This window comes from Nonomuraea sp. NPDC048882 (assembly GCF_040649755.1).
GTDB lineage: Bacteria > Actinomycetota > Actinomycetes > Streptosporangiales > Streptosporangiaceae > Nonomuraea > Nonomuraea maheshkhaliensis.
Window position 1 is genome coordinate 1 of the sequence record NZ_JBEZGB010000026.1, and the last position, 21,673, is coordinate 21,673.

Here is a 21,673-nt window from a genome sequence, read left to right on the forward strand (position 1 = left end):
ACCTGGTTGACCTCGACCCGGTCGCCCTCGGCCACGATGGGCTTCTGGTTGAAGCTCGTGCCCTGGTTGGAGCGCTTGAACTTCGCCACCCGGTACGTCGTCCGCGTGCCGTCGTCGTTCATCACGGTGATGTAGTCGGCGGAGACCTCCTCCACCACACCGGCCTTCTCCGCGCTGAGCACGTCGCCCGTGTCGGTCGCTGCACGGTATTCCATGCCGGTGCCGACCAGCGGCGCCTCGCTCTTGAGCAGCGGCACCGACTGGCGCTGCATGTTCGCACCCATCAGCGCGCGGTTGGCGTCGTCGTGCTCCAGGAAGGGGATCATCGCGGTGGCCACCGACACCATCTGGCGCGGCGACACGTCGATGTAGTCGACCTCCTCGGCCCGTACGTGCTCGAACTCGCCGCCCTTGCGCCGTACGAGCACCCGGTTCTCCGCGAAGCCGCCGTCCGCCGTCAGCGCGGAGTTCGCCTGCGCGATGATGAACCGGTCCTCCTCGTCGGCGGTCAGGTAGTCGATCCGCTCGGTCACCTTGCCGTCGACGACCTTGCGGTAAGGCGTCTCGACGAAGCCGAAGGCGTTGAGGCGGGCGAAGCACGCGAGATAGCCGATCAGGCCGATGTTCGGGCCTTCAGGGGTCTCGATCGGGCACATCCGGCCGTAGTGGGACGGATGCACGTCGCGCACCTCCATGCCCGCCCGTTCACGCGACAGGCCGCCGGGGCCGAGCGCGTTCAGCCGCCGCTTGTGCGTCAGGCCGGCCAGCGGGTTGGTCTGGTCCATGAACTGCGACAGCTGCGAGGTGCCGAAGAACTCCTTGATCGACGCCACGACCGGCCGGATGTTGATCAGGGTCTGCGGCGTGATCGCCTCGACGTCCTGCGTCGTCATCCGCTCGCGCACGACGCGCTCCATCCTGGCCAGGCCCAGCCGGACCTGGTTCTGGATGAGCTCGCCGACGCTGCGCAGGCGGCGGTTGCCGAAGTGGTCGATGTCGTCGACGTCCACGACGACCTCACCCGTCGAGCCCATCGACGTCTCGCCGGCATGCAGCCGCACCAGGTATTCGATCATCGAGACGATGTCGTCCTCGGTCAGGGTGCCGTGCGTGATCTCGGCGTCCACCCCGAGCTTCTTGTTGATCTTGTAGCGGCCCACCTTGGCCAGGTCGTACCGCTTGGGGTTGAAGTAGAGGTTCTCCAGCAGAGTCTGCGCCGACTCCCTGGTCGGCGGCTCACCGGGCCGCAGCTTGCGGTAGATGTCGAGCAGGGCGTCGTCCTGACCGGCCGTGTGGTCCTTCTCCAGGGTGGCCCGCATCGACTCGAACTGGCCGAACCGCTCGAGAATCTTCTCGTTGGTCCAGCCCAGTGCCTTGAGCAGCACGGTGACGGCCTGCTTGCGCTTACGGTCGACGCGGACGGCGACGCTGTCGCGCTTGTCGATCTCGAACTCCAGCCAGGCGCCCCGCGACGGGATCACCTTGCAGCCGTAGAGATCCTTGTCCGAGGTCTTGTCGACGCTGCGCTCGAAGTAGACGCCCGGCGAACGGACCAGCTGGGTGACGACGACCCGCTCGGTGCCGTTCACGATGAACGTGCCCTTCGGGGTCATGAGCGGGAAGTCGCCCATGAACACCGTCTGGCTCTTGATCTCACCGGTGGTGTTATTGATGAACTCCGCCGTCACGAACATCGGGGCGGAGAAGGTCATGTCCTTGTCTTTGCACTCGTCTACGGAGTACTTGGGCGGCTCGAACCGGTGGTCGCGGAACGACAAGGACATGGTCCCCGAGAAGTCCTCGATGGGACTGATCTCCTCGAAGATCTCTTCCAGGCCCGACTGGACCGGGACGTCCTTGCGCCCGGCCAGGCGAGCCGCCTCCACCCGGGCCTTCCACTTCTCGTTGCCGAGCAACCAGTCGAAAGACTCGGTCTGCAGGGCCAGAAGATCAGGAACTTCCAGAGGCTCTTCGATGCGGGCGAAGGAGACACGGCGGGGACCGGCGGGTATGGCGGAGGCGGTGCGCGAAGCTGCCAACAGATGTCCTTCCGGGGCACGGATGGAATCGGACTGCGCGCATGCCAAACGCCCCGGAGTGACCCGGGGCGGCGTAAGGCAGCGCGAGGGAGCAGCATAACGCAAAATGCAAACGAATGTCTACACCTACTATGAGCGTCAACCTCGGTGCCGCCTTCAGCTTGTCACAGTGGCGGCACCTTCGTCAACTTCCGCACGAGCCAGGCGTTCGAGTCACCAGGGAATGACGCCGTCGTCCTGGAAGAAGGACCCGGTGGGACCGCCGTCGGGCAGCGTGGCGAAGCGGATCGCCACGGCCGCGCCCTGCTCGGGTGTGCGGGGCCCTTGGAAGCCGGTGAAGTCGGTCGCGACCAGGCCGGGGCAGACCGCGTTGATCAGGATGTCCGTGCCGGCGAACTGCCGGGCGTACTGCAGCGTGACGGCGTTCAGGTACGTCTTCGTCGGCGCGTAGATGCTCATGAGGGGGCCGACGTTGACGTCCGGGTCCGCCTGCCAGGTCAGGGAGGCGACGCTGCTGGACACATTGACGATGCGCGGCGACGGCGCCTGCCGCAGCAGTGGCAGCATCGCGTTCGTCACCCGGATGACGCCGATGACGTTGGTCTCCAGAACCCTGCGGACCTCGTCCAGGTCGGTCGTGGTCGGATCCTGGATCCATTCCGCCGACATCGCTCCCGAGACGCCCGCGTTGTTGACCAGGGCGTCCAGCCGCTCGGTCCGGCGTTCGACGAGCTCGGCCGCCGCGGTGACGCTCTGGTCGCTGGTCACGTCGAGCGGCACCCCGAAGGCGTCCACCCCGGCGGCGCGCAGCTTCTCGACGGCGGTCTCCCGCCGGGCGTCGTCGCGGGCGCCCACTGCGACGCCGTAGCCGAGAGCGCCGAGCCCGGCCGCGATCTCGTATCCGATCCCCTTGTTCGCGCCGGTCACCAGCGCGATCTTCTTCTCGCTCACGGTGTCGATCCTGCCCCTGGGCCACCGGGGAGCTCCAACACCGATCGGGTGCGCTGTCATACCCGGCAGGTATCACCGGATTATGCTGGTGCGGTGGACACCCTGGAGACCCGTGAGCTGAGGTACTTCGTGGCCGTCGCCGAGGAGCTGCACTTCGGCCGGGCCGCCGAGCGCCTCGGGATGGCGCAGCCGCCGCTGTCGCGGGCGATCCAGCAGTTGGAGCGGCGCCTGGGTGTCACCCTGCTGGAGCGCGACCGGCGCGGCGTCGCGCTCACGGCCGCCGGGGAGGTGTTGCTGCACGAGGCTCGCGCGGCCCTCGACGCCGCGACCGCCGCCGCCCGCCGTACCCGCCGCGCCGCCCAGCACGGCGACCGCCTGGTGCTGGCGACGAAGGCCGGGGCCTCCCACGAGCTGCTGCGCAAGCTTCTCGACGCGTACGCCGCGGAACCGGAGGCGGCCGAGGTCGAGGTGCTGATGTGCGGGATCGGTGAGCAGGCCAGGCTCCTGCGCGAGGGCCGGGCCGACGTGGCGCTCGTGCACCGGCCCTTCGATGATCTGTCCGGGTTCGACACCCAGGACCTGCTGACCGAGGGGCAGGTCGCCGTCATGCCGGCCGGGCATCCGCTGGCCATGCGCGACTCGCTGTCCATGGCAGAGGCGGCCGGCGTACCCGATCTGCCGATCGCGCGCTGGCCCCGGCTGGACGGCAGCTATCCGCCCGGCCCCGGCCCCGAGGTCAAGGACCAGGCCCAGATGGCGCAGCTGGTCGCGCTCGGGCTCGCCCTGATCGTCATTCCCGCCTCCGCCTACGCCTGGTTGTGGGCCGAGCACGCCGCCGTTCCCGTGAGCGACGCGCCCGCCGTCACCACCACCCTCGCCTGGCCCGCGCACAGCCGCTCACTCCCCCTCGCCCGGCTGGTCGGCGTCGCCGCCCGGCTCTGACACCGTCTCCGCCGCCCCCGCTCCACGAGCTGCTGTCACCGCCCGGCTCTGAACACCTTCACCCTCGCTGCAGCCGCTTCACGAGCAGCTGGAAGACCTGGGCCTGGGCGGCGGGCAGCTCGCGCAGCATCTCCTCCAGCCAGTGGCCGATACTCGTGTCGTCGAGGCTCCCCAGCATCGCCGAGACCATCTCGCCGGGCAGGTGGGCCGCGAGGTCACCGGCGACCACGGCCACGCGCGGATCATCGGGATCGGCGTCGGCGAGCTCGTCCAGCCGGGCGATGAGGACCTGCCCGCGCGCGTACGCCTCCGGCTCGGTGAGCGGCCGCAGCAGCTCGGCGAACTCGGCCCGGCCCTCCGGGTCGCGCCCGCTGGCGGCCAGGGTCAGCAGTTCGCGGTCGAACTCGGCGAACGCCGAGGTACCCGTGGGCAGGCCGCGCAGCACCTCCGCCATGTCGGGCGAGACCGTCGAGTCGGGATGCAGGTCCGCCTCCGCCAGCAGCCCCGCCAGCCGGGCCCTTCTGGCGGCGATCGCCGCCTGCTCCCTGGCCAGGTCGGCGTCCAGCTCCAGCAGCATCTCTCGCAGCTCCTGGCCCTCGTCGTCGGCCAGGACGTCGCGGACCTCGTCGAGCGACAGGCCCAGCTCGGCCAGGCGCCGCACGCGGGCGAGCACCACCGCGTCGCGCAGCCGGTACTCGCGATAGCCGTTGGCCAGTCGTTCCGGCTCGGGGAGCAGCCCCAGATGGTGGTAGTGGCGGATGGTCCGGGTGGACACCCCGGCCAGCGCCGCGAGCTCGCCGATCCTCATGCGTCTCATTGAACAGGTTGACGCCACGTCAAGGTCAAACCACGTACTCCCCCAGACGGCTGGAACGGCTTGGAACGGCGCGGAACGTCTTCCCGGTGAAGCCGCCACCGCCCGAGGGCAGCGCCCTTGACGAAAAGGAGACCCATGTTCGCCTTGATCCACCGCACCCGTGACCAGCGGCCGCGGGCCGTACCCTCCGGCCGGGCGGGCCGACTCGGACGGCGGCTGGCCGCCCTGGGAGCCGGCCTCGCCCTGGCCCTGTCCGTGGCGACCCTGCCGGCGGCGGCCGTGACCGAGATGCACGTCGGCCTGAGCATCGAGACCTTCCCCGGGCCGAGCCACGACAACAACACCTACGCCGTCAACATCGACGTCTGGCTCCCGTTGAACAGGTACGACGGGCAGGGCTACATCAACAACGGCGCGCGGGTCGAGCTGCGGGTCATGGGACGCGACACCTGGTTCGACAACCTGCAGATGGGCCCGTACACCTACAGGAGAGGGCCGCTCTACGCCGACGACAACGGCATCCACCTGCACGTACGGCTGCCCGCCACGCACGACCAGCTCAACGAGGACTGGGGCTCGCTCGACACCGCCGGCGACGAGATCTTCATCAGGGCCAGGTGGGTCGACGGCGCCGGCGACACCATCACCAGCGAGTCCAACCAGGTGAACGGCGTCTTCTGACCGACGATCATCACCTTCGCTCCTCGCCGTATTCGGCGGCGAGGGCGTGGAAGGCGGCCTTGGGCCGAAGGCTCAGGTCCGGGTCGACCCGGACGAGCCCGTACGCGGCCAGGTCCAGGTCGAATCGGGGGTCGGCGTGGTGCGGGTAGCGGTAACTGGCGAAGGTGTACCAGAAGGCCGTGTCCACGCCCTCCTCCTCGAAGACGCGCAGCAGGTCACGCAGATAGGCGGCCTGCCCGTCCTCGTCCCGTTCGTAGTGGCCGTCCAGCCGCCAGGGTGGGTGGTCACGGTCGACGATCAGGAAGCCGGCCCCGCCCTTGTCCGCGGCGCCGCGGTAGGTGCAGCAGCCGAACTCGGTGATCACCACCGGACGGCTGTGACGGTGCAGGTCGCGGATCTCCTCACGGAAGGTGGCGGCGTTGCGCGCCGCGCGGTAGGCGTCGGCCGCGACGTAGTCGAAGGGCGCCCAGTCCACCCGCTCGAACGGCAGGGAGGCGTACGTGATCTTGCCCCCGAACCGCGCGCGGACCGTGTCGGCGGCCTCGGCGAGGAAGGCGTTGATCCGCGCGGGCAGCGCGACGAGCCCCTCCCGCGAATCAGGGGTGGCCCCTGTGAACAGGGCGATGCGGGTGAGGAAGTCGTCCCCGGGCAGGAACCCGTGGCAGAACATGCTCAGCTCGCCCCCGGTGACCAGCACGACACTGGCACCGTTCCGGCGCAGTGTCTCGGCGCGGTCGGCGCATTCGGCGAACAGCGGCAGCAGTTGCCCGGTGGTCAGGTCGCACGGGAACGGGGCGAACCACACCTCCAGCCCCGCCTCGGCCGCCTGCTCGGCCGCGATCGTCAGCCGGCCGGGATCGCTGCCGGTGACGCGTACGGCGGTGCAGTGCAGCTCGCGGGCGATGACCCGCATGTCGCGGCGCACGTCCGAGACGTCGAACGCCGGCCGGCTCCACCCGTCCGTCACGCGGGTCCCGGTGTCGTAGTGGATTCCCTTACCGCGCATGAGTGTGCTCCGATCCTGTCTCCGTAACGGGGTGGCCGGCAACTGGGTGGGCGGCCTGAACGCGGCGGCGCCGGTACCACGTCACCCATCCGCCCAGCAGGACGAGCGTGGTGACGTGCAGCGCCGTCGACAGGCCCGCCATCGTGTCGATGGGCAGCAGGTAGACGAGCACCACCCGTACGACGGCGTCGAGCAGCAGCCCGCTGCCCGTCACCAGGCTCAGTAGATAGAACTGCCGCCTGAGCGCCGGCTCGGTCCGCCACCGTTCCTCCCACCGCCCTGGTGCCTCGTCGCCGCCCGCGCCGAGACGCCGGACGAGGGCGAAGAGCACCGGCCGGCCGAGCGCGCAGGAGCCCACCAGCAGCAGGCCCGCCGCGCCGGTCAGGATCGACTCCTTGGCCAGCAGCACCCGGGGGTCTCCGGTGAGCGCCGACACGACGAGCAGCAGCAAAAAGGTCGCGGCCATGAGGGCGGAAAGCCCGTTCAGCCGGCGCCGTACGACCGCGACGTACCCGACCCGGGCCAACGCCGCCAGCCCGCCCGCGATGAGAGCCGGCATGGGGTCGAGGCCGAGCGCCCGGCACAGGTAGAAGACCGCGGTGGGCAGCCCGGCGTCCCACAGCAGTCCGACGATGAGCTTGCGTTTGTCCATGTGATGTCGCCTCCTGGATCGGAGACGCTAGTCACGCGCCGTACGGGGGTCCTCAACCTGTGGCATGAGACCCGTGATCTCCACCCTGAGGTGGATCTGCTCAGCGCGAGCAGACATCCCGGTACCGGACGTCTTTCAGGTACTGGTCCCACTCCCGCACGCTCAAGGTACGACCGGCGCGCTCGCACACGAGCTCGGCGATCCGGTCCCCCGCGACCGGGATCTCCGTGACGGTCCCCGACTTGTTGCCCGAGACGTAGAGGCGGTCGTCGCCGGCGCTGAACGCCAGCAGGTCGAAGATCTCGATGGGGAACGAGCCGAGCCGCTGCCGTGAGGCGACGTCCCAGATCTGGACGGTGTAGACGTCGTCGAACGTCTCACCGATGCTTCTGCTGATCAGGGCGAGCAGATCGCCGCGATGGCCGAACAGCACGGCCTCGACCTGGGCGTTGCTCGCCACGCGCAGGGCGGGAGGCAACTCGGCGCCCTTCGCGAGGTCCCACAGCTCGACCGTGGTGGAGCCGAGGGCCACCAGCGGCGCAGAAGGGCTGACCGCGAGGGTCTGCCCCTCGCCGTGGAAGCCGGGGCCGACGGCGGCGCCGGTGCGCAGGTCGAGCACCTTGCCCGTGCTGCTCACCACCGCCGTACCGTCACGGTTGGAGACGATGGTCCCGGTGGCGGTGTTGAGGGGGTGCCGGGAGAGCACGCGGCCACTGTCGGCGGCCAGCACGATCAGCTCGTTACGCGCGTCCCGCTGGCTCAGCTCCTTGAGCGACAGCACCAGCTTGCCGCCGTCGGGGGTGAACGCCCGCGAGAGCACGAGCTGATCCTTCGGAACGGCGTAGCGCCACAGCCGGGTGCCCGTGGCCACGTCCCAGACGGAGATCGCCGTGTGCTCGGTTGTGAGGACGGCCAGCCGTCTGCCCGCCGGGTCGAACAGCGTGCTGGTGCCGCCCTCGCTGCCGCGCATCGGCAGGCCGGGTCCGCGCCCGTCGCCCACGCGTACGGGGCCGTCGTCCTTCGTGGCGGCGATCAGGCGGGCGTCCTGGCTGAAGGCGTCGACGATGTACCCGCCGGGCAGTTCGCGGGAGGAGCTGCGGGAGCCGGGATCGACGGAGATGATCGAGTTGTCGAGCAGATAGCGGATGGACCCGCCGTCAGGGTCCAGCCAGACCTCGTCGACCTCGCCTTCCGCCTGGTACGTGTAGAGCTCGTCGCCTTCGTCCGCGTCCCACAGGTGGATCCTCCGCCCGTCGGCGGCCAGCAACCGGCGGCCGTCGCTGCTGACCCGCAGTCTCGCGCCGCTGAGGTCGTCCGCGGCCGAGTTCTGCCAGAACGGCCGGTCCTCGTCGGGCAGTTTCCTGGCGGTGCGCAGGTCCCACGCCTCGATGTCGCCGTTCGCGCAGAGCAGCCGCCGGCTGTCCGGCGTGAACGCCACCACCGTGCCGCACTTCCTCGGGATCCGGGTGTCCACGGTGAGATCGGGCAGGCGGATCACCTTCAGCCCGCCCTGGTTGAGGCCGACCCCGGCGATGTAGGCGCCGGAAGGAGCGATGGCCGGAGCGGGGTCCGCCTCCAGCTCCGGCGTGTACGACCTGCCGGTCCTGGTGTCCCACAGGAACTCCACCGACTGCTCCCGCATCACCGCGGCCAGGCTCTCGTGCCCGTCGAAGGCCACCTGCACGCCCGGGGTGCCCTCGCCCACGCGGTGCTCGTACAACTTCCTGCCCGTCATGGTGTCCCAGGAGTACGCCTTGTCCCTGCTGACGATCACCAGGGTGCTGCCGTCCGGGCTGAGCGCGGCCGCGGTCGGCAGGGCGCGCAGCCCGTCCGGCCACGTCCAGAACGCCGTCTGCCGCCGCGAGGGGGTGTCGTAGACCCGCACCCCGTCCTCGCCGGCGATGACCCGCGTCCGCCCGTCGGCCGCCGCCGCGGCCGCGGAGACCCCCTTGGCGCCCGGGTCGCGGAAGACCGCGCTCTCCGGCATCGTCAGCGACGTCGTCAGGCTCCGCCTGGTGTCGGTGCCCGGGGCCAGCCGCCAGCCGGCCACGCTGAGCAGCATCGCCCCGGCCGGGTCGGTGGTGCGCAGCTTGTCGGCCTCGGCCGCGACCTGCCGGCCCACAGCCTGGTCGCGCTGCCGGCCGACCAGCGTGCTCTGCTCGGCCACCTGCCTGCTCTGCAGCACCGCGATGCCGCCCGCCACCAGCGCCACCGCCAGCAATCCCGACAGCGCGAGCGTGGTCAGCCGCCTGCGGCGGATGCGCTTCCTGGTCAGCCGGGTGCCCGCGGCGATGAAGTCACGTTCGCCCGGCGTCAGCGTGATGTGCCTGCGCCCGGTGGCCGCCCAGGTCAGCACGTCGTCCAGCCGGCTGCCCTGCAGCAGGTCGCCGTCCTTGTGCCCGTTCTCGGCCCAGCGGCGGGCCGCGTCGCTGATCTGACTCACTACGGCGAGCCCGTCACGGTCGCCGTCCACCCACAGTCGTAGCCGCGGCCAGGCGCGCAGCAGGGCGGGACGCGACAGCCCGACCGCGTCGCCCTTCTGCGTCACCAGGTAGGAGAACGCGCGCAGGATGCGTTCGATGGCCACGATCTCCCGCTCGGACCGGCCCGCCAGCAGCTCCTCCTTGAGCGCCCAGCGGACGGTCTCGTGCCCGTCGTCGGTGACCGCCACCATGCGCAGGAAGACCTCGGCGGCCAGCTCGCGCTCGTCCGGCGTGAGCGCCTCGTAGGCGTCCTCGGCGATCGTGCCCAGCGCCGGGACGGCCGAGTCGGGCACGTGCACGCCCCTGGCCGCGTGACTGCCCGCCGTCAGCAGCCCGCGCATGTCGCGTCCGTTGCCGCTGACACGCATGTCGCGTCCGTTGCCACTGACCAGCGCGAGCAGCAGGTCGCGCGCCGTGGGACGGGCCGCGGGGTCCTTGTCCATCGCGGCGGCCACCAGCGTGGCCAGCCGCGGCGGCAGCCCGCCCAGGTCGGGCTGCGCCGACAGCACCTGGTGCATGACCCCGCCCAGATTGTCGGCTCTGAACGGGTCCGCGCCGGTGGCCGCGAACACCATGATCGCGCCCCAGGCGAACACGTCGGCGGGAGCCCCCGCCCGCTGCCCCATGAACACCTCGGGCGCCATGTACGTGGGCGTGCCGGCCACCTCGCCGGTCCTGGTCAGCGACATGTCCGCGGTGCGCGCGATGCCGAAGTCGATCACCCGTGGACCGTCGGGGCCGAGCAGCACGTTGTCCGGCTTGAGGTCGCGGTGGATCACGCCCGCGTCGTGCACGGCGGTCAGCGCGGTGGCTACCGCCGTGGCCAGCCGGTGCAGATCGTCCCCGGTGAACCTGCGCCCCTGGGTGATCGCCTGGCGCAGGCTCGGCCCCGGCACGTACTCGCTGACGATGTACGGCCGGCTGCCCGACAGGTCGGAGTCCAGCACCCTGGCCGTGCAGAACGACGCCACCCGGCCGGCGGCCGCCGCCTCCTTGGCGAACCGGTCACGGCCCGCCTGGTCGCCGGTCGCATGGAGCACCTTGAGCGCGACCCGGCGGCCCTCCCCGTCGTAGGCGTCGTACACGACCCCCTGGCCACCGGCGCCGAGCCGGCCCGCCAGCCAGTACTCGCCGATGTGCTGCGGATCTCCAGCGATGAGCGCGTTCACGGCGTGTTAGATGCCCGGACCGCGCACAAGGTTCCGCCGTCTCCTCCGCCTCCGCCGTGCTTCCTGTCAGGAGGCGATGTAGGAGTACAGGTCTTCCATGACCCGCCTGGAGTCGTACAGGTAGACGTGGTCGGTGACCGTGTTGGCGAGCACCCCCGCGGTCAGCCCGTTGAAGTGCGCGTCCGGCCGGTCGGTGCCGGAGCCGACGTACACCTTGTAGAAACTGCCCGGCTCGATGACGGCGCGCTCGCCCACCCGCAGGAGGGTGTTGCCGAACTCGCGCAGGGTGTAGCCGTTCAGCTCGATCGGCCTGCGGGTGGTGTTGCGGAGGGCGACGTACTCGCCTCCGCCGGGCTCGACGTCGCTGCCGTCGGGGTTGTACACCACGCTGTCGATGACGACGCCGTGGGTCGTACGCAGCGGCTTCTTGTCGTCCAGCACGGCCTTGGCGACGTCCGGCACGTTGGTGAACAGGTAGTCGTACCCCTGAAGCTCGATCATGCTCAGGATGGACGGGCCGTCCTCGACCTCGCTGACGACCTTCAGCCCGAAGGACTGGACCCGGGCGACCTGGGAGGCGGTGGTCTGGACCGGGTTGCCGGCGATCGCGGTGGTCCAGGTGGCGAGCTCGGTGAGCACCTCGTCGGTCGCCGTCATGAACGGGTAGCCGCTGCGGAGCAAGAGCGTGGGCACCTTGGGCAGCAGCGCGTGGAACTGGCGCAGCGCGGCCTCGTCGAAGGACTGGACCCAGATCTGCGGAGCGCCGTTCCTGGCCTTGAGGTCGTGGGTGTAGCCCCAAGCGCGCAGCTCCTTGACCAGGTTCTCCACCATGCCGGGGTAGAGGGTGGGCGACTTGAGCTCGGGCGCGAGGCCCGCCCGGCCGCCGGTGAGCTGGAACCACTCGCGCAGGGTGAGGATCCGCTGCCCGGCGAAGGCGGGGTCCCACCACGAGCCGGCGTCGAGCTGCTTGATCTCGGCCAGGGTGAAGTCGATGACGTTCCACGGGGCGCGGTCGGGGAAGACCTCCTCGGCGTTCGTCGTCCGGGCGAGGGTGTCGTCGTGGATGACCACGAGCACGCCGTCCTTGGTCTGGGCGAGGTCGCCTTCGAGGACGTCGGCGCCGTCGGCCAGCGCCCGCTGGTAGGCCGCGGTCGTCTCCTCCGGCGCGTTCTTCGAGGCGCCCCGATGCGACCAGACCACCGGCTCGCCGCGCTTCACCTGCCAACCGGCGGCCGTTTCCGGTGGTGTCGAGGCGTCCGCCGAAACGGGCTGGGCGGAGACGAGCGTCGCCGCCACGGCGGCCAGCGCGGCCGAGTGGACGAGCGCGGTACGCAGCCGCTGGACGATGAAGCCTGGGAGTCGCATGGGGGAACTTTCTGTCTAGGCGCACGCGGATGGATCTTTCGCGCGTGGGCACTGTAAACGGTTCCTCCGTCCGGCGGATGAATGTTTCGCGACGTCACGGCTGCCGGCCGGTGCTCTCCCTTTGCCCGTTATCCACCGGTATAGGCTTCGTTCCGGCTAGCCGGCGGTCCGCAGCAGCATGTCCTCGATCTCCGCGCCGACGTCGGCCGTGCAGGCGAACGCGTGGCCTCCGGTCTCCGGATCGACGATGTACAGGGTCGCGCGCTTGCCGCACTTCGTGCACCAGGTCCCCTGCTCGCCGCCGAGCTCGGCCAGGCCGACCTTGATCTCCGGGATAACAAATGCCATGCCGGAAGGGTAGATCAGCCTGGTCGGGGACCTCCGTGGCAACGAAGCGCCTTGCCGAATCCATGCTGTGTGGAGTCCTCGACGTGGCGCGACGGACTCGTTATCGGACGCTTGCCGGCACGCGCCCGCGAGCCGATCCTGGAGCAGGGGCCACGCGACGGGCGGAGGACGCCACGCGACAGGCGAGGGGACACCACGCGACCGGTGGGGGGACGAGCCATGCCTCGACACACAGCATCAGCACCCGTATCCGTATCCGTATCCGCAGCCGTCACCTGCGTTCTGATCGGCGGCCTGATCTCGGGCTGCGACGAGAACGACTGCACGCCGAAGACGATCGCCGGCGTCTACGAGGCCTATTCGCCCATCGTCCTCGCCGTCCTGCCCGAGGCGGCGCCGAAGAGCATCCCCGGTCTCGCGGTCAGCCTCGGCCTGTTCGCGGCGGACGCGCTGGCGCGGTACCTCATCGAGCACGCGGTGCCCGAGGACAAGACGTGGCTGCTGATCGAGCAGACGCTCCAGGGGCAGCGGCGGACGAGCGTGTTCGAGCTCGGCACCGATCACGAGCTCAAGGTCAGCGTGAACGGCGCGCAGCTCAAGCACGTGGACCTCTACGTCAAGGAGCGGCAGATCAAGGTGATCATCCCGCGCGGCACCGCGGCGGAGGTCACCGTCACCGACGCCGGGAACGGCGACGAGATCGCGCTGCGCGGCACCGTCCCCGGCGACCTGGACGGCTTCCTCGACCTCGACACCGGCCGCGCCTCGCCGGACAACTCGCCCGAATCCCGCGCGGCGGACGTCCAGGTCGAGACGTTCGGCTTCAACGTGGGCCCGAAGCCGGTCAACGGGGCCACGGCCGCGCTGTTCCCCGGTCCCGGCCGGCCGACGCTGCACGCCTGCATGTCCATGCCCGCCAAGTCCTGGACGAGCGAGTTCCAGGACTGGCAGGGAGGAACCCAGGATCGCTCCTGGTGCGTCAGGACCAACGCCGGGCACTACGGCCTCGCCGTCCCGAAGCAGCCCGGCGCCTTCAGGATCGGCTCCGCCGCGGACCTCAACGCCCTGTCCTACCTGCTCTGGGCCCAGCCCGGCCTGCCCGCGGCCGCCGCCACCCCCGTACCTGGAGGGCAGACCAACGCCTGCTGAGCCGGGAGCGCCGGCGTGCCGGCCGGTGACGGACACCGTCGACGTCAGGACCAGCCCGTCTGGCCGCCGCCCCGGCGCCCTGGCGGATACCCGCGCGCTGTTGCCGGTCAGAGCGTGGGGTGCAGGTCACGCACAGGGCTGGCGGCTTCCAGTTGTGCTGCCAGGTGGAGCACGGTCGACTCGGCGAGCCGGCCGGCGATCACCTGTACGCCGATGGGCAGGCCGTCGCCGCTGGTGCCGAAGCGCATCGACAGCCCGGGCAGTCCGGTCACGTTCAGGGGGACGGTCGCTCCTTGGATGTAGGTGGCGGGGACGGTCTGGCCGTTGATGACGAACTCGGTCACGCCGTGCTTGTGGGCGGGGATGGGCAGCACCGGTGTCAGCAGCGCGTCGTAGCGCTGGAAGTATTCGGCGTAGCCGTCTTTGAGCCGCTCGCGTGCCTGCTCGGCCAGGACGTAGTCGCGGTAGGGCGTGTCAGGGGTGTCGAGCATACCCTTGGCGATCTTGAAGATTTCGTCCTCGTCGTGGCTGGCGGTGGTTCCGGCGAAGGTCGGCTTCATCTCCATGACGTGCAGGGCGTTGAAGACGTCGAGGGCGAAGTCGCGTTCGAGCGCGGGGATGCGGACGGCTTCCACGACCGCGCCGGTGCTCTGCAGCGCGTCGGCCGCGGCCCGCACGGTGGCTGCGACTTCGGGGTCGACGGGGCCGAAGCCGGGTTCGACCAGCCAGCCGACCCGCAGCGGCCGGTCCGGTGCCGGGCCGAGTCCGGTGTCCAGGCTGAGCGGGCTGACCGCGTAGCCGTCGGCGCCGTCCGGCCCGGCCAGCAGCGAGTAGGCGGCGGCGATGTCGCGGACGGTGCGGGCCATCGGGCCCACGTGCCAGAACCGGCGTGGTACTCGGGGCCAGACCCCGGTCATCGGAATGCGCCCGTGGGTCGGCTTCAACGCGACGATGCCGGTGTGGGCCGCGGGGCCGCGTACGGAGATGGCCAGGTCGGTGCCAAGACCGATCGGTGACATGCCGGCCGCGATCGCGGCTGATTCGCCACCGCTGGACCCGCCCGAGGTGCGGTCGAGGTTCCACGGGTTGTTCGTCCGGCCGGTGAGCAGATTGTCGGTTTCGGTGGAATAGGAGAATTCCGGAAGGTTGGTTTTCGCGAACACGATCGCGCTGGCGCGTTTCATCCGCTCGACGGCGACCGCGTCGGTGCCGGGGACCCGGCCCTTGAAGATGGGCGAGCCGCGCTGGGTCAGCACCCCAGCCGTGTCGATGGAGTCCTTCACCGTGAAGGGCACGCCGTGCAGCGGCCCGAGTTCCGCGCCGGAGCGCAGCGCCTTCTCCGCCTGCTCGGCGGCTTGCAGAGCGTCGCGGGCGACGGTGACGATCGCGTTGATCTGCGGGCACGGCGGATGAATCGATCGTCGAGCAGTCCTGTTTCTTCAGGTGAAGCGGCATGTTTTCGCGACAGCGGATGCGTGGCCGGTGGATCGCGAGCAATCGGCCGGCAACGGGTCGAGGCCGCCTACGGGCGCCGGAGGAACGGCAGGCTGGTTGCGCTACATCTCCTGTTTTGGCCCTGGGAGCCCGGGATGAGGGAAGATCAGGGGTGATCACCGATGAACGATCACGAGGCCGGTGGGCAGGGTTGGCGGACCTGAACACCGCGCCCCGGTAGGCGCGATCCAGCCGCTCGTCATGGTCGGCCGGCAGCGCTGCGGGGTCTTCGGGCAGGCCCAGGTCGGTCAGCACGCTGTCCTTGACCAGCGCCTTTCAGCGGTTGCGCGTCCGGGTCGCGCACCGGCTGGAGGCGGGTGCGTGGATCTCGCGACGTTTGAGGTGGCGGTGGAGCTGCTCCGGCAGGCAGAACACGTACGCGTTGCGGTCGGCCAGGTTGTCAGTGCGGGCCGGATGGCCGGACAGCAGCCGCTCCCAAGACCGACTCGTCAGACGCGGCGTCATCAGAGCATCACAACCGCTACCTAGTGTTGCCTTTGGTGACCGTGGGTGAATGGATGGCGCGCTGTGAAATCGAACGGGATCCGGCGCGGGCCGAGTTCAAAGGCAGGAAACGCTGGGCTCGCCGACCGGTGGGAAAAGTCCGTTAACGCCGGATTTCGTGCCAGATCTCGCTGACCCCTAGTCCCGCGGCTCGGCGGTGACCACCTGGGCCTGTAGCTGCGCCGCCAGCGCCTGTTCCCGCAGTTCCGCGGCCACCGCACGTTCCCGCAGTTGCGCCGCCTCCGCGCGCACCGCCTCCAGTTCCGCCCGCAGGTCCTCCAGCCGAATCCGCTCCAGCCGCAGCTCGCTCTGGAACCGATCGCGCTCCTTGACCGCCGCGTCGGCCCTCGCTCGCTCCTTGGAGACGAGCTTGCGCTCCCGGGCCAGGGCCGCCGCCCCGTCGGCCTCCGCCGCCGTCGCCTTCGCGGCCAGCCGTTCCGCCTCGGCCTGTGCCTGGGACGCGTCCCTGAGCGCCATCGCGCGGTCGCGTTCCGCCTCGGCGGCGGCTCGCTCCGCCGTGACGGCTTGTGCCACGGCCCGTTCGCGCTCCTGCGCCGCCACCTCCTCCCGGGCCTTCGCGCCGACCGCTTCGCGTTCGGCCCGCTCACGCTCTCGAACGGCGGCCGCAGTCTCCTCCCGAGCCCGATCGCGCTGCTCCCGTGCCAGCTCGGCCGCCTGCTGAGCCTGTACGACCTCCGCCCGCGCCTCCTCCGCCTGTCTGACGGCCAGCCCGGCCCGCTCGGCCAGCTCCTGTGTCGTCTGGTCCTTGGCCTGCTCGGTCATGTCGACCTGGCGGGCGGCCTCCTCGGCCCTGCGCTCGGCCAGCTCGGCACGTCGCTTGGCCTGCTCGACCGTCTGCAACGCCTGCCGCTCGGTGCTGGCGGCCTCGCGCAGGGCGGCCAGGGCCTGCTCCCGTGCCCGTTCCGCATCGGCCAGCGCGGTCTCGCGTTCACTCTCGGCTTCCTCCAGGCGCTGCCGCATCTCGGCCGTCTGCCTCCTGGCGTGCTCGGCGGCCTCCCGCGCCAGCCGTACCTGCTCGAACGCCTGCTCCCGCTCGGTACGCGCGATGGCCACGCGGGTGTGCGCCTCGGCCTGGACGGCGCTGATCTTGGCTTCGACCCCCGCCGGGCTGAGCTCCTCGGCCAGCGCCCGTGCGAGCGGTTCGAGAGCCGCGGCCAGCCCGACCTCCATCCGGTCGTACAACTGCTCGGCCCTGGCCAGCGCTCCTTCCAGCCCCGGTGTGGCCCGCCGCAGCTCCCGCTCGCGCTTGGCGGCGGCCTGGCAGTCCTTGTCGGGACAGTACGACTTCGGCCGGCCCCGGCCCCGCCGCTGCTCGATCGGCGCGCCACAGTGCTTACACGGCGTCACGAAGCTGGTCTCTTCGGTCACGTACCGGAGTCTAGCAATTATAAATTTCTGGAAAATAAAAATAAAAATTCAGAGAGTCTCGAAGCCGCGCAGCATGGCTTCGAGCGCGAAGTCGAAACGAGGATCGGAATCGGAGGACTGTCGCACCCGGGTGGCCTGCGCGAGGAGCGGAGTCTCCCGCAGTTCCTCCTCGGGGATCGGCCGCATCCCCCGGGCCGGCGATCCCCCGTCACCGCCCCCGGCCAGGATGGCGACGTGGCCGACGACGAAACCGGTCACGGCGTACAGCATGTCCAGCGCTCGCTCGGGCGGCAGCCCGGCGGCCCGCAGCGTGTGGAGCGCGTTCTCCATCAGGCGGTGGTTCTGCGGCGTGATCGCGGGCCGGCTCACCACCAGGGAGATGACGTTCGGGTGGGCGAGCAGGATGCGCAGCAGTGCGCGGGCGTACTCACGCAGACCCTCCTGCCATGAGACCGCCTCGGCGAGCGGCGGGGCGGCCTGGGTGAAGATCTGCTCGACCAGCCCGTCGAGCAGGGCGTCCTTGTTCGCGACGTGCTGGTAGAGGGACATCGCCTCGACCCCGAGCTCTTGACCGATGCGCCGCATGGACAACGCCTTCAGCCCGTCGCGATCGGCCAGCGCCAGAGCCGCCTCAAGGATGGCCTGGCGGGTCAGCCCGGCGTTCTGGCCGCGCGTGCGGTTCGGGGACATGGTGGCCTACCTCACATGGACGATTCTTACGGCGTAAGTATAGTGGGCACATGGCAAACATACGGCGTAAGAATCGACTACGGTCAGCTGTAGTCGGTCTCGCTCGCCTCACAGTTGCGGCCGCTCCCCCTGGCCTCAGAGCCAGGTCGGCTCGCATCTCGACAGGGCCCGTTCGCGGCGCAGTCGACCCCGCTCGTCTTCCAGCTGGGCCGGGCCGCGTCACGACCAGCCGCGCTCGCCTCCCCGCCGGGCCGACTCGCCTTACGACAAGGCCCATTTGCGGCGCGATCGTTCCCGCTCTCGTCACTGCTGCGGCCGGTACTGCCCCCCTCTCAGCCGGGTCGGCTCATGGCACGGGCAACCGCGCTTGCCTCCCAGTCGGACCGGCTCGCCTCGTAGCAAGGTCCGTTCGCGTTACGGGCAGCTCCGCTCGCCATCCGTCTGGGCAGGCTCGCCTCGCGGCCGGGGCCGCTCGTCTTCCTCTTCGGCCGGCTCGTATCGCGGTCGGTCCCACTCGTCTCACGGAAGGACTCTCCTCATGACCATCCCGGCAACCAGGTCCGGCACGCGTGGAGCTCTCGCGACCATGTACGTCGGCGCCGCTCTCACGGTGCTCGCGACCCTCTTCGCCTTCATCGACCGGGTCGGCCTGGCCGAGCACATCCGGGCCGGCTACCCCGCCTACCAGACGGCGGAGATCGACAGCGCCGTCATGGCGTACACGGTGATCCTGGCCGCGATCGGGGCGCTGGGGTTGATCGGCTGGCTCGGCAGCGCCTGGCTGGTCCGCCTCGGCAAGGGGTCGGCCCGCTGGGTGGCGAGCGCCCTGCTCGTGATCGCCGCCTGCGTCGCGCTCACCGGCCTGACCGTTCAGGACACCAGCGGCGACGTCGGGCTCGCACCCCTGCTCGGCTGGCTGCAGGTCCTCCCCTGCCTCGCCGGGCTCGCCTCAGTCGTGCTGCTGTGGAGCAAGCGAGGATGAGCCCCGGGCAGGTCGTGCGGGTGGTGGCGGCGGTCAAGCGCTGGATGTACCGGTACGGGCGGCCCAACTCCCTCATGCGGCACGCGAACCGGCTCGACGCGCTGATCTACGGATCGCGGTGGCTGTCGCTGCGCCGGACCGCGGTCCTGAAGGTGCCCGGCCGCCGCACCGGGCGCCGCACCTCGATCCCGATCGTGGTCACCGAGCATCGGGGTGCCGAGTACCTCGTGTCGATGCTCGGCCCGGACGCGAACTGGGTGCGGAACGTACAGGCCGCGGGCGGGCAGGCCGTGCTGCACCGCCGGGGGCGTGACACCCCGATCGTGCTGAAGGAGGTCCCGCCCGAGGGGCGCGCCGAGATCCTGCGCCGCTACGCCGCCCTCGCCCCCGGGGCCAGGCCCCACCTCGGGCTCGGTCCCGGGGCGTCGCTGGAACGGTTCCAGCAGATCGCGCCCGGCCATCCGGTGTTCCTGATCGTCGCCAGGTAGACCTCCCGGGGAGGGGGGTGGGTGACGGCCGCGAGGCAGGCAGGGGTGCCGGTAAGAACCGTGTCATGAGCCCCGAGCAGCGTTGATCCTGCTGTGGCTCGCCTGCTCCGGGGCAGGGTCGCATGACACACCCCCCATGCCCATCGACGACCTGGTCGAGGGCGTTATACGGCTCCTGTTCATCGTGACCTTCGTCCGCTGGACACGGGGAGGGCGATGTGCGGACTGGCCGTGTACAGGGCTCGCCAGAGGGGACGCAGCGCCTGGTAGGTGCGGTAGCGGCTCAGCCACGCGAGCAACTCGGAGGCGTTCACCAGCCGGCCCCAGGCCGGCAGGGTCGCGCCGATGAGCACCAGCAGGTGGGCCAGCCTCGGCAGCCCCCCGTCGATCAGGCCCCCACTCGGGTCCGCGTCGCCAGCCGCAAAGTAGCGCTGAGCAGCCGCTGTTGCTCTGTGTGATTGCGAGGTGGGTCGTCTCAGTGTCGAGTAACGACCGTCTGCCGACACCGCGCGAGCCGATCACGGAGCCCCAGCTCAGATGTGTCGACAACTCGTGCCGGTTTTCCATGTCGGTGAACGGTCCGCAGAGTAGATTTCGACGCTTGTTGTTCGGCTACGCGCGGTGTCGACCGCGGACCAGAACCTCGATCACCAGATCGACGCGCTGATGCGCGCAGGGGTGGCACGCGAGAACATCCACCTCGACCGCGCCTCGGGTGCGAAGGCCTCACGCCCAAAAGCTCGATCTCGTATCGCAACCGCTGCGCTAGGGCGACACCTTGAAGGTCACCCGCCTGGATCGGCTGTCCCGGTCGGTCCTGCATCTGGTCACGCTCGGCGCCGATCCGCGAGAGCGGAAGATCGGCCTGCACGTGATCGAGCAGGCCCGGCCTAAAAATCCCCCGCCGCCCGGTGATATTCGCGTTCCTCCTCACCCAGCGGCCGGGGGCCGGCTACCGGGCTGGGCGGGCGATCAGCGCCTCTATGCCGTCCAGCAGGAGGTCGAGGCCGAACCGGAAGTCGGCGTCCTCCGTCCAGCCGGTGGAGTCCCTGAGCAGGCCGGAGCGCATCATGGCCGACAACGCCGGGTACGTCGCGGGGTCCAGGACCTCGGTGAGTATCTCGCCGTACTCGGCGGCTCCCTTGGCCCTGGCCGCGAGCTCCTTGCCACCGGCGCCGAGCGAGTGCGTGAGTGTGGCGTCGGTGAGGGCGTAGCCGGCCAGCACCGTGGCGGCGTTGAACTTCTGGCTGTCGTCCAGCCCGGTACCGGACAGCGCGTCCAGGGCCCGGTCAAGCCAGAGCAGTCGCCGCGGCCCTATGGGCGGGGTGCTCTGGCGCAGGTCCAGCAGCCAGGGCCGGGACAGCAGGAGGTCGCGGGTGAGCCGGGTCCACGTGGCGAGGTAGGCGCGCCAGGACAGGTTCTCGCGTTCGGGCGGTGGGGGCACGGCGCTGTCGGCCATGACGGTCAGCAGTTCGTCCTTGCTGCCGACGTACCGGTAGAGCGCCATCGGAGCGACGCCCACCTGGGCGGCGACGTTGCTCATGGAGACGGCGGCCAGCCCCTCGGTGTCGGCGATCTCGATGGCGGCCATCGTGATCGTGGCCAGGTCCAGGCGCGGCTTGGGGCCTCTGCGCGTGGTGGGTTCACGGTCCCACATCCGCGCCACGACGGGTGGCAGCTCTGCCATCGAACATCCTCTCGTGCGGTCGGAATCTGTGTACGTCATATAGCATAGTAATCGTGTATGTCGTACAGAGTAGGCAGTACATAGTGAGCGAGGCGTCATGGAGATCCGTACGTTCGCACCGAGTGACCGCGCCGAGCTGCGCGAGCTGTTCGAGCGCGTGGGCGAGGGCGCTCCCACGGCGTCGCTGTGGGGGCACGTGGACTCGGAGGCGGCCGTCTACCTTGATCCCTACATGGAGCTGGAGCCGGATTCGCTCTTCGTCGCCGTCGCCGGGGGCGCCCTGGTCGGCTACCTGACGGGATGCCTCGACAGTGTGAAGTTCCCCGGGGAGGGCGAGCGCATGGAGAAGGCGATGCGGACCTACCGGCTGGTCTTCCGACCCAGGCCCGCGGCCTTCTTCGCGCGCAGCCTGGCCGATCTGGCGTGGGCCGCGGTCCGCAGGGAGCCTGGCGTCGGCGAGTTCGCCGACGCCAGGTGGCCCGCGCACCTGCACATCAACGTGGCACCCGAGGCGCGAGGGACAGGTGCCGCCGACGGGCTGATGAGCCGGTGGCTTGACCGGCTCAGGAAGGCCGGATCTCCCGGCTGTCACCTGCAGACCCTGGTCGAGAACACCCGGGCGGTGCGGTTCTTTGAGCGCATGGGCTTCGCCGAGCACGGCCCGGCACCACTGGTGCCCGGCCTCCGGCACGACGGCCGCCGGGTCCACCAGCGGACGATGATCTGGAGTGCCGGCCGCACTTCCGAGGAGGCAGAGGCCGGAGCGCGGACGTCCGCCAAGCGTCGATAACTCCGGGCCGCACCGCCACCATCGGACTGTAGGGGCGGCGTGTCCGG

At 70.4% G+C, this 21,673-nt stretch carries 21 protein-coding genes; 7 read left to right on the forward strand and 14 right to left on the reverse strand.

All coding sequences use genetic code 11. From position 1 onward, the window contains the following. Positions 1 to 2,039, reverse strand: a 2,039-nt coding sequence (locus AB0C27_RS50330) for a DNA-directed RNA polymerase subunit beta (RefSeq protein ID WP_357861433.1), incomplete at its 3' end; no start/stop codon positions are given. 213 nt (positions 2,040 to 2,252) lie between these two features. Further along, positions 2,253 to 2,990 carry an SDR family oxidoreductase gene (locus tag AB0C27_RS50335; protein WP_357861434.1) on the reverse strand — a complete coding sequence of 246 codons (738 nt, stop codon included), beginning with the start codon at positions 2,988 to 2,990 and terminating at the stop codon, positions 2,253 to 2,255. A 93-nt stretch (positions 2,991 to 3,083) separates the two neighbouring features. Here AB0C27_RS50335 and AB0C27_RS50340 point away from each other — a divergent pair, with 93 nt between their 5' ends. Next, positions 3,084 to 3,932, forward strand: coding sequence for a LysR family transcriptional regulator (locus tag AB0C27_RS50340; protein WP_357861436.1), 849 nt, complete (start codon positions 3,084 to 3,086; stop codon positions 3,930 to 3,932). 58 nt (positions 3,933 to 3,990) lie between these two features. Here AB0C27_RS50340 and AB0C27_RS50345 read toward each other — a convergent pair whose 3' ends face one another. Then, positions 3,991 to 4,740 (reverse strand): MerR family transcriptional regulator, encoded by a 750-nt coding sequence (locus tag AB0C27_RS50345; RefSeq protein ID WP_357861438.1) that lies wholly within the window; start codon positions 4,738 to 4,740, stop codon positions 3,991 to 3,993. Positions 4,741 to 4,884: 144 nt separating this feature from the next. Here AB0C27_RS50345 and AB0C27_RS50350 point away from each other — a divergent pair, with 144 nt between their 5' ends. Beyond that, positions 4,885 to 5,430: a hypothetical protein gene (locus AB0C27_RS50350; protein WP_357861440.1), complete on the forward strand. Its 546-nt coding sequence runs from the start codon at positions 4,885 to 4,887 to the stop codon at positions 5,428 to 5,430. A gap of 10 nt (positions 5,431 to 5,440) precedes the next feature. Here AB0C27_RS50350 and AB0C27_RS50355 read toward each other — a convergent pair whose 3' ends face one another. The 5 genes from AB0C27_RS50355 to AB0C27_RS50375 all read right to left on the reverse strand — a co-directional run bounded on the left by AB0C27_RS50355 (position 5,441) and on the right by AB0C27_RS50375 (position 12,453). Then, positions 5,441 to 6,436, reverse strand: a complete 996-nt coding sequence (locus AB0C27_RS50355) for a hypothetical protein (protein ID WP_357861442.1) — start codon at positions 6,434 to 6,436, stop codon at positions 5,441 to 5,443. Continuing rightward, entirely contained in the window at positions 6,426 to 7,088 is a 663-nt protein-coding gene (locus tag AB0C27_RS50360; RefSeq protein WP_357861444.1) for a VC0807 family protein, read from the reverse strand. The genes AB0C27_RS50355 and AB0C27_RS50360 overlap by 11 nt, the downstream gene beginning before the upstream one ends. Before the next feature lie 100 nt (positions 7,089 to 7,188). Further along, entirely contained in the window at positions 7,189 to 10,740 is a 3,552-nt protein-coding gene (locus tag AB0C27_RS50365) for a serine/threonine-protein kinase (protein WP_357861446.1), read from the reverse strand. Between the two features lie 66 nt (positions 10,741 to 10,806). Continuing rightward, on the reverse strand, positions 10,807 to 12,105 hold the full coding sequence (locus AB0C27_RS50370) for a glycerophosphodiester phosphodiesterase family protein (RefSeq protein WP_357861448.1): 1,299 nt from the start codon (positions 12,103 to 12,105) through the stop codon (positions 10,807 to 10,809). A 156-nt stretch (positions 12,106 to 12,261) separates the two neighbouring features. Continuing rightward, a complete protein-coding gene (locus tag AB0C27_RS50375; RefSeq protein WP_346103884.1) occupies positions 12,262 to 12,453 on the reverse strand; it encodes a hypothetical protein in 192 nt (63 codons plus the stop codon). Positions 12,454 to 12,672: 219 nt separating this feature from the next. Here AB0C27_RS50375 and AB0C27_RS50380 point away from each other — a divergent pair, with 219 nt between their 5' ends. Further along, entirely contained in the window at positions 12,673 to 13,602 is a 930-nt protein-coding gene (locus AB0C27_RS50380; protein WP_357861450.1) for a hypothetical protein, read from the forward strand. 107 nt (positions 13,603 to 13,709) lie between these two features. Here the strand turns inward: AB0C27_RS50380 and AB0C27_RS50385 are convergent, their stop codons facing one another. The 4 genes from AB0C27_RS50385 to AB0C27_RS50400 all read right to left on the reverse strand — a co-directional run bounded on the left by AB0C27_RS50385 (position 13,710) and on the right by AB0C27_RS50400 (position 17,679). Then, on the reverse strand, positions 13,710 to 15,017 hold the full coding sequence (locus AB0C27_RS50385) for an amidase (protein WP_357861641.1): 1,308 nt from the start codon (positions 15,015 to 15,017) through the stop codon (positions 13,710 to 13,712). A 355-nt stretch (positions 15,018 to 15,372) separates the two neighbouring features. Next, positions 15,373 to 15,561, reverse strand: coding sequence for a hypothetical protein (locus tag AB0C27_RS50390; RefSeq protein WP_357861452.1), 189 nt, complete (start codon positions 15,559 to 15,561; stop codon positions 15,373 to 15,375). A 177-nt stretch (positions 15,562 to 15,738) separates the two neighbouring features. Then, the gene (locus AB0C27_RS50395) at positions 15,739 to 16,989 is read right to left on the reverse strand and encodes a hypothetical protein (RefSeq protein WP_357861454.1); all 1,251 of its coding nucleotides are present in this window, start codon (positions 16,987 to 16,989) and stop codon (positions 15,739 to 15,741) included. 48 nt (positions 16,990 to 17,037) lie between these two features. Continuing rightward, on the reverse strand, positions 17,038 to 17,679 hold the full coding sequence (locus AB0C27_RS50400; RefSeq protein ID WP_357861456.1) for a TetR/AcrR family transcriptional regulator C-terminal domain-containing protein: 642 nt from the start codon (positions 17,677 to 17,679) through the stop codon (positions 17,038 to 17,040). Between the two features lie 538 nt (positions 17,680 to 18,217). On the opposite strand from AB0C27_RS50400, the gene AB0C27_RS50405 reads away from it, so the two are divergent. Then, positions 18,218 to 18,661 (forward strand): hypothetical protein, encoded by a 444-nt coding sequence (locus AB0C27_RS50405; protein ID WP_357861458.1) that lies wholly within the window; start codon positions 18,218 to 18,220, stop codon positions 18,659 to 18,661. After that, positions 18,658 to 19,149, forward strand: a complete 492-nt coding sequence (locus AB0C27_RS50410; protein WP_357861460.1) for a nitroreductase/quinone reductase family protein — start codon at positions 18,658 to 18,660, stop codon at positions 19,147 to 19,149. The genes AB0C27_RS50405 and AB0C27_RS50410 overlap by 4 nt, the downstream gene beginning before the upstream one ends. Positions 19,150 to 19,328: 179 nt before the next feature. On the opposite strand, the gene AB0C27_RS50415 is transcribed toward AB0C27_RS50410, so the two are convergent. Then, a complete protein-coding gene (locus AB0C27_RS50415) occupies positions 19,329 to 19,502 on the reverse strand; it encodes a DUF6545 domain-containing protein (protein WP_357861462.1) in 174 nt (57 codons plus the stop codon). Positions 19,503 to 19,770: 268 nt separating this feature from the next. On the opposite strand from AB0C27_RS50415, the gene AB0C27_RS50420 reads away from it, so the two are divergent. Further along, positions 19,771 to 20,043, forward strand: a complete 273-nt coding sequence (locus AB0C27_RS50420; protein WP_357861464.1) for a recombinase family protein — start codon at positions 19,771 to 19,773, stop codon at positions 20,041 to 20,043. 58 nt (positions 20,044 to 20,101) lie between these two features. Here AB0C27_RS50420 and AB0C27_RS50425 read toward each other — a convergent pair whose 3' ends face one another. Continuing rightward, positions 20,102 to 20,836: a TetR/AcrR family transcriptional regulator gene (locus AB0C27_RS50425; RefSeq protein WP_357861466.1), complete on the reverse strand. Its 735-nt coding sequence runs from the start codon at positions 20,834 to 20,836 to the stop codon at positions 20,102 to 20,104. Positions 20,837 to 20,933: 97 nt separating this feature from the next. Here AB0C27_RS50425 and AB0C27_RS50430 point away from each other — a divergent pair, with 97 nt between their 5' ends. Then, on the forward strand, positions 20,934 to 21,626 hold the full coding sequence (locus tag AB0C27_RS50430; protein WP_357861468.1) for a GNAT family N-acetyltransferase: 693 nt from the start codon (positions 20,934 to 20,936) through the stop codon (positions 21,624 to 21,626). Positions 21,627 to 21,673: the final 47 nt, after the last annotated feature.

Excerpts from the sequence above, each read along its gene's own strand:
- AB0C27_RS50345 (WP_357861438.1), bottom strand. The coding sequence starts at position 4,740 with ATGAGGATCGGCGAGCTCGCGGCGCTGGCCGGGGTGTCCACCCGGACC.
- AB0C27_RS50350 (WP_357861440.1), top strand. The coding sequence starts at position 4,885 with ATGTTCGCCTTGATCCACCGCACCCGTGACCAGCGGCCGCGGGCCGTA.
- AB0C27_RS50355 (WP_357861442.1), bottom strand. The coding sequence starts at position 6,436 with ATGCGCGGTAAGGGAATCCACTACGACACCGGGACCCGCGTGACGGAC.
- AB0C27_RS50360 (WP_357861444.1), bottom strand. The coding sequence starts at position 7,088 with ATGGACAAACGCAAGCTCATCGTCGGACTGCTGTGGGACGCCGGGCTG.
- AB0C27_RS50370 (WP_357861448.1), bottom strand. The coding sequence starts at position 12,105 with ATGCGACTCCCAGGCTTCATCGTCCAGCGGCTGCGTACCGCGCTCGTC.
- AB0C27_RS50375 (WP_346103884.1), bottom strand. The coding sequence starts at position 12,453 with ATGGCATTTGTTATCCCGGAGATCAAGGTCGGCCTGGCCGAGCTCGGC.
- AB0C27_RS50380 (WP_357861450.1), top strand. The coding sequence starts at position 12,673 with ATGCCTCGACACACAGCATCAGCACCCGTATCCGTATCCGTATCCGCA.
- AB0C27_RS50390 (WP_357861452.1), bottom strand. The coding sequence starts at position 15,561 with ATGACGCCGCGTCTGACGAGTCGGTCTTGGGAGCGGCTGCTGTCCGGC.
- AB0C27_RS50400 (WP_357861456.1), bottom strand. The coding sequence starts at position 17,679 with ATGTCCCCGAACCGCACGCGCGGCCAGAACGCCGGGCTGACCCGCCAG.
- AB0C27_RS50405 (WP_357861458.1), top strand. The coding sequence starts at position 18,218 with ATGACCATCCCGGCAACCAGGTCCGGCACGCGTGGAGCTCTCGCGACC.
- AB0C27_RS50410 (WP_357861460.1), top strand. The coding sequence starts at position 18,658 with ATGAGCCCCGGGCAGGTCGTGCGGGTGGTGGCGGCGGTCAAGCGCTGG.
- AB0C27_RS50425 (WP_357861466.1), bottom strand. The coding sequence starts at position 20,836 with ATGGCAGAGCTGCCACCCGTCGTGGCGCGGATGTGGGACCGTGAACCC.
- AB0C27_RS50430 (WP_357861468.1), top strand. The coding sequence starts at position 20,934 with ATGGAGATCCGTACGTTCGCACCGAGTGACCGCGCCGAGCTGCGCGAG.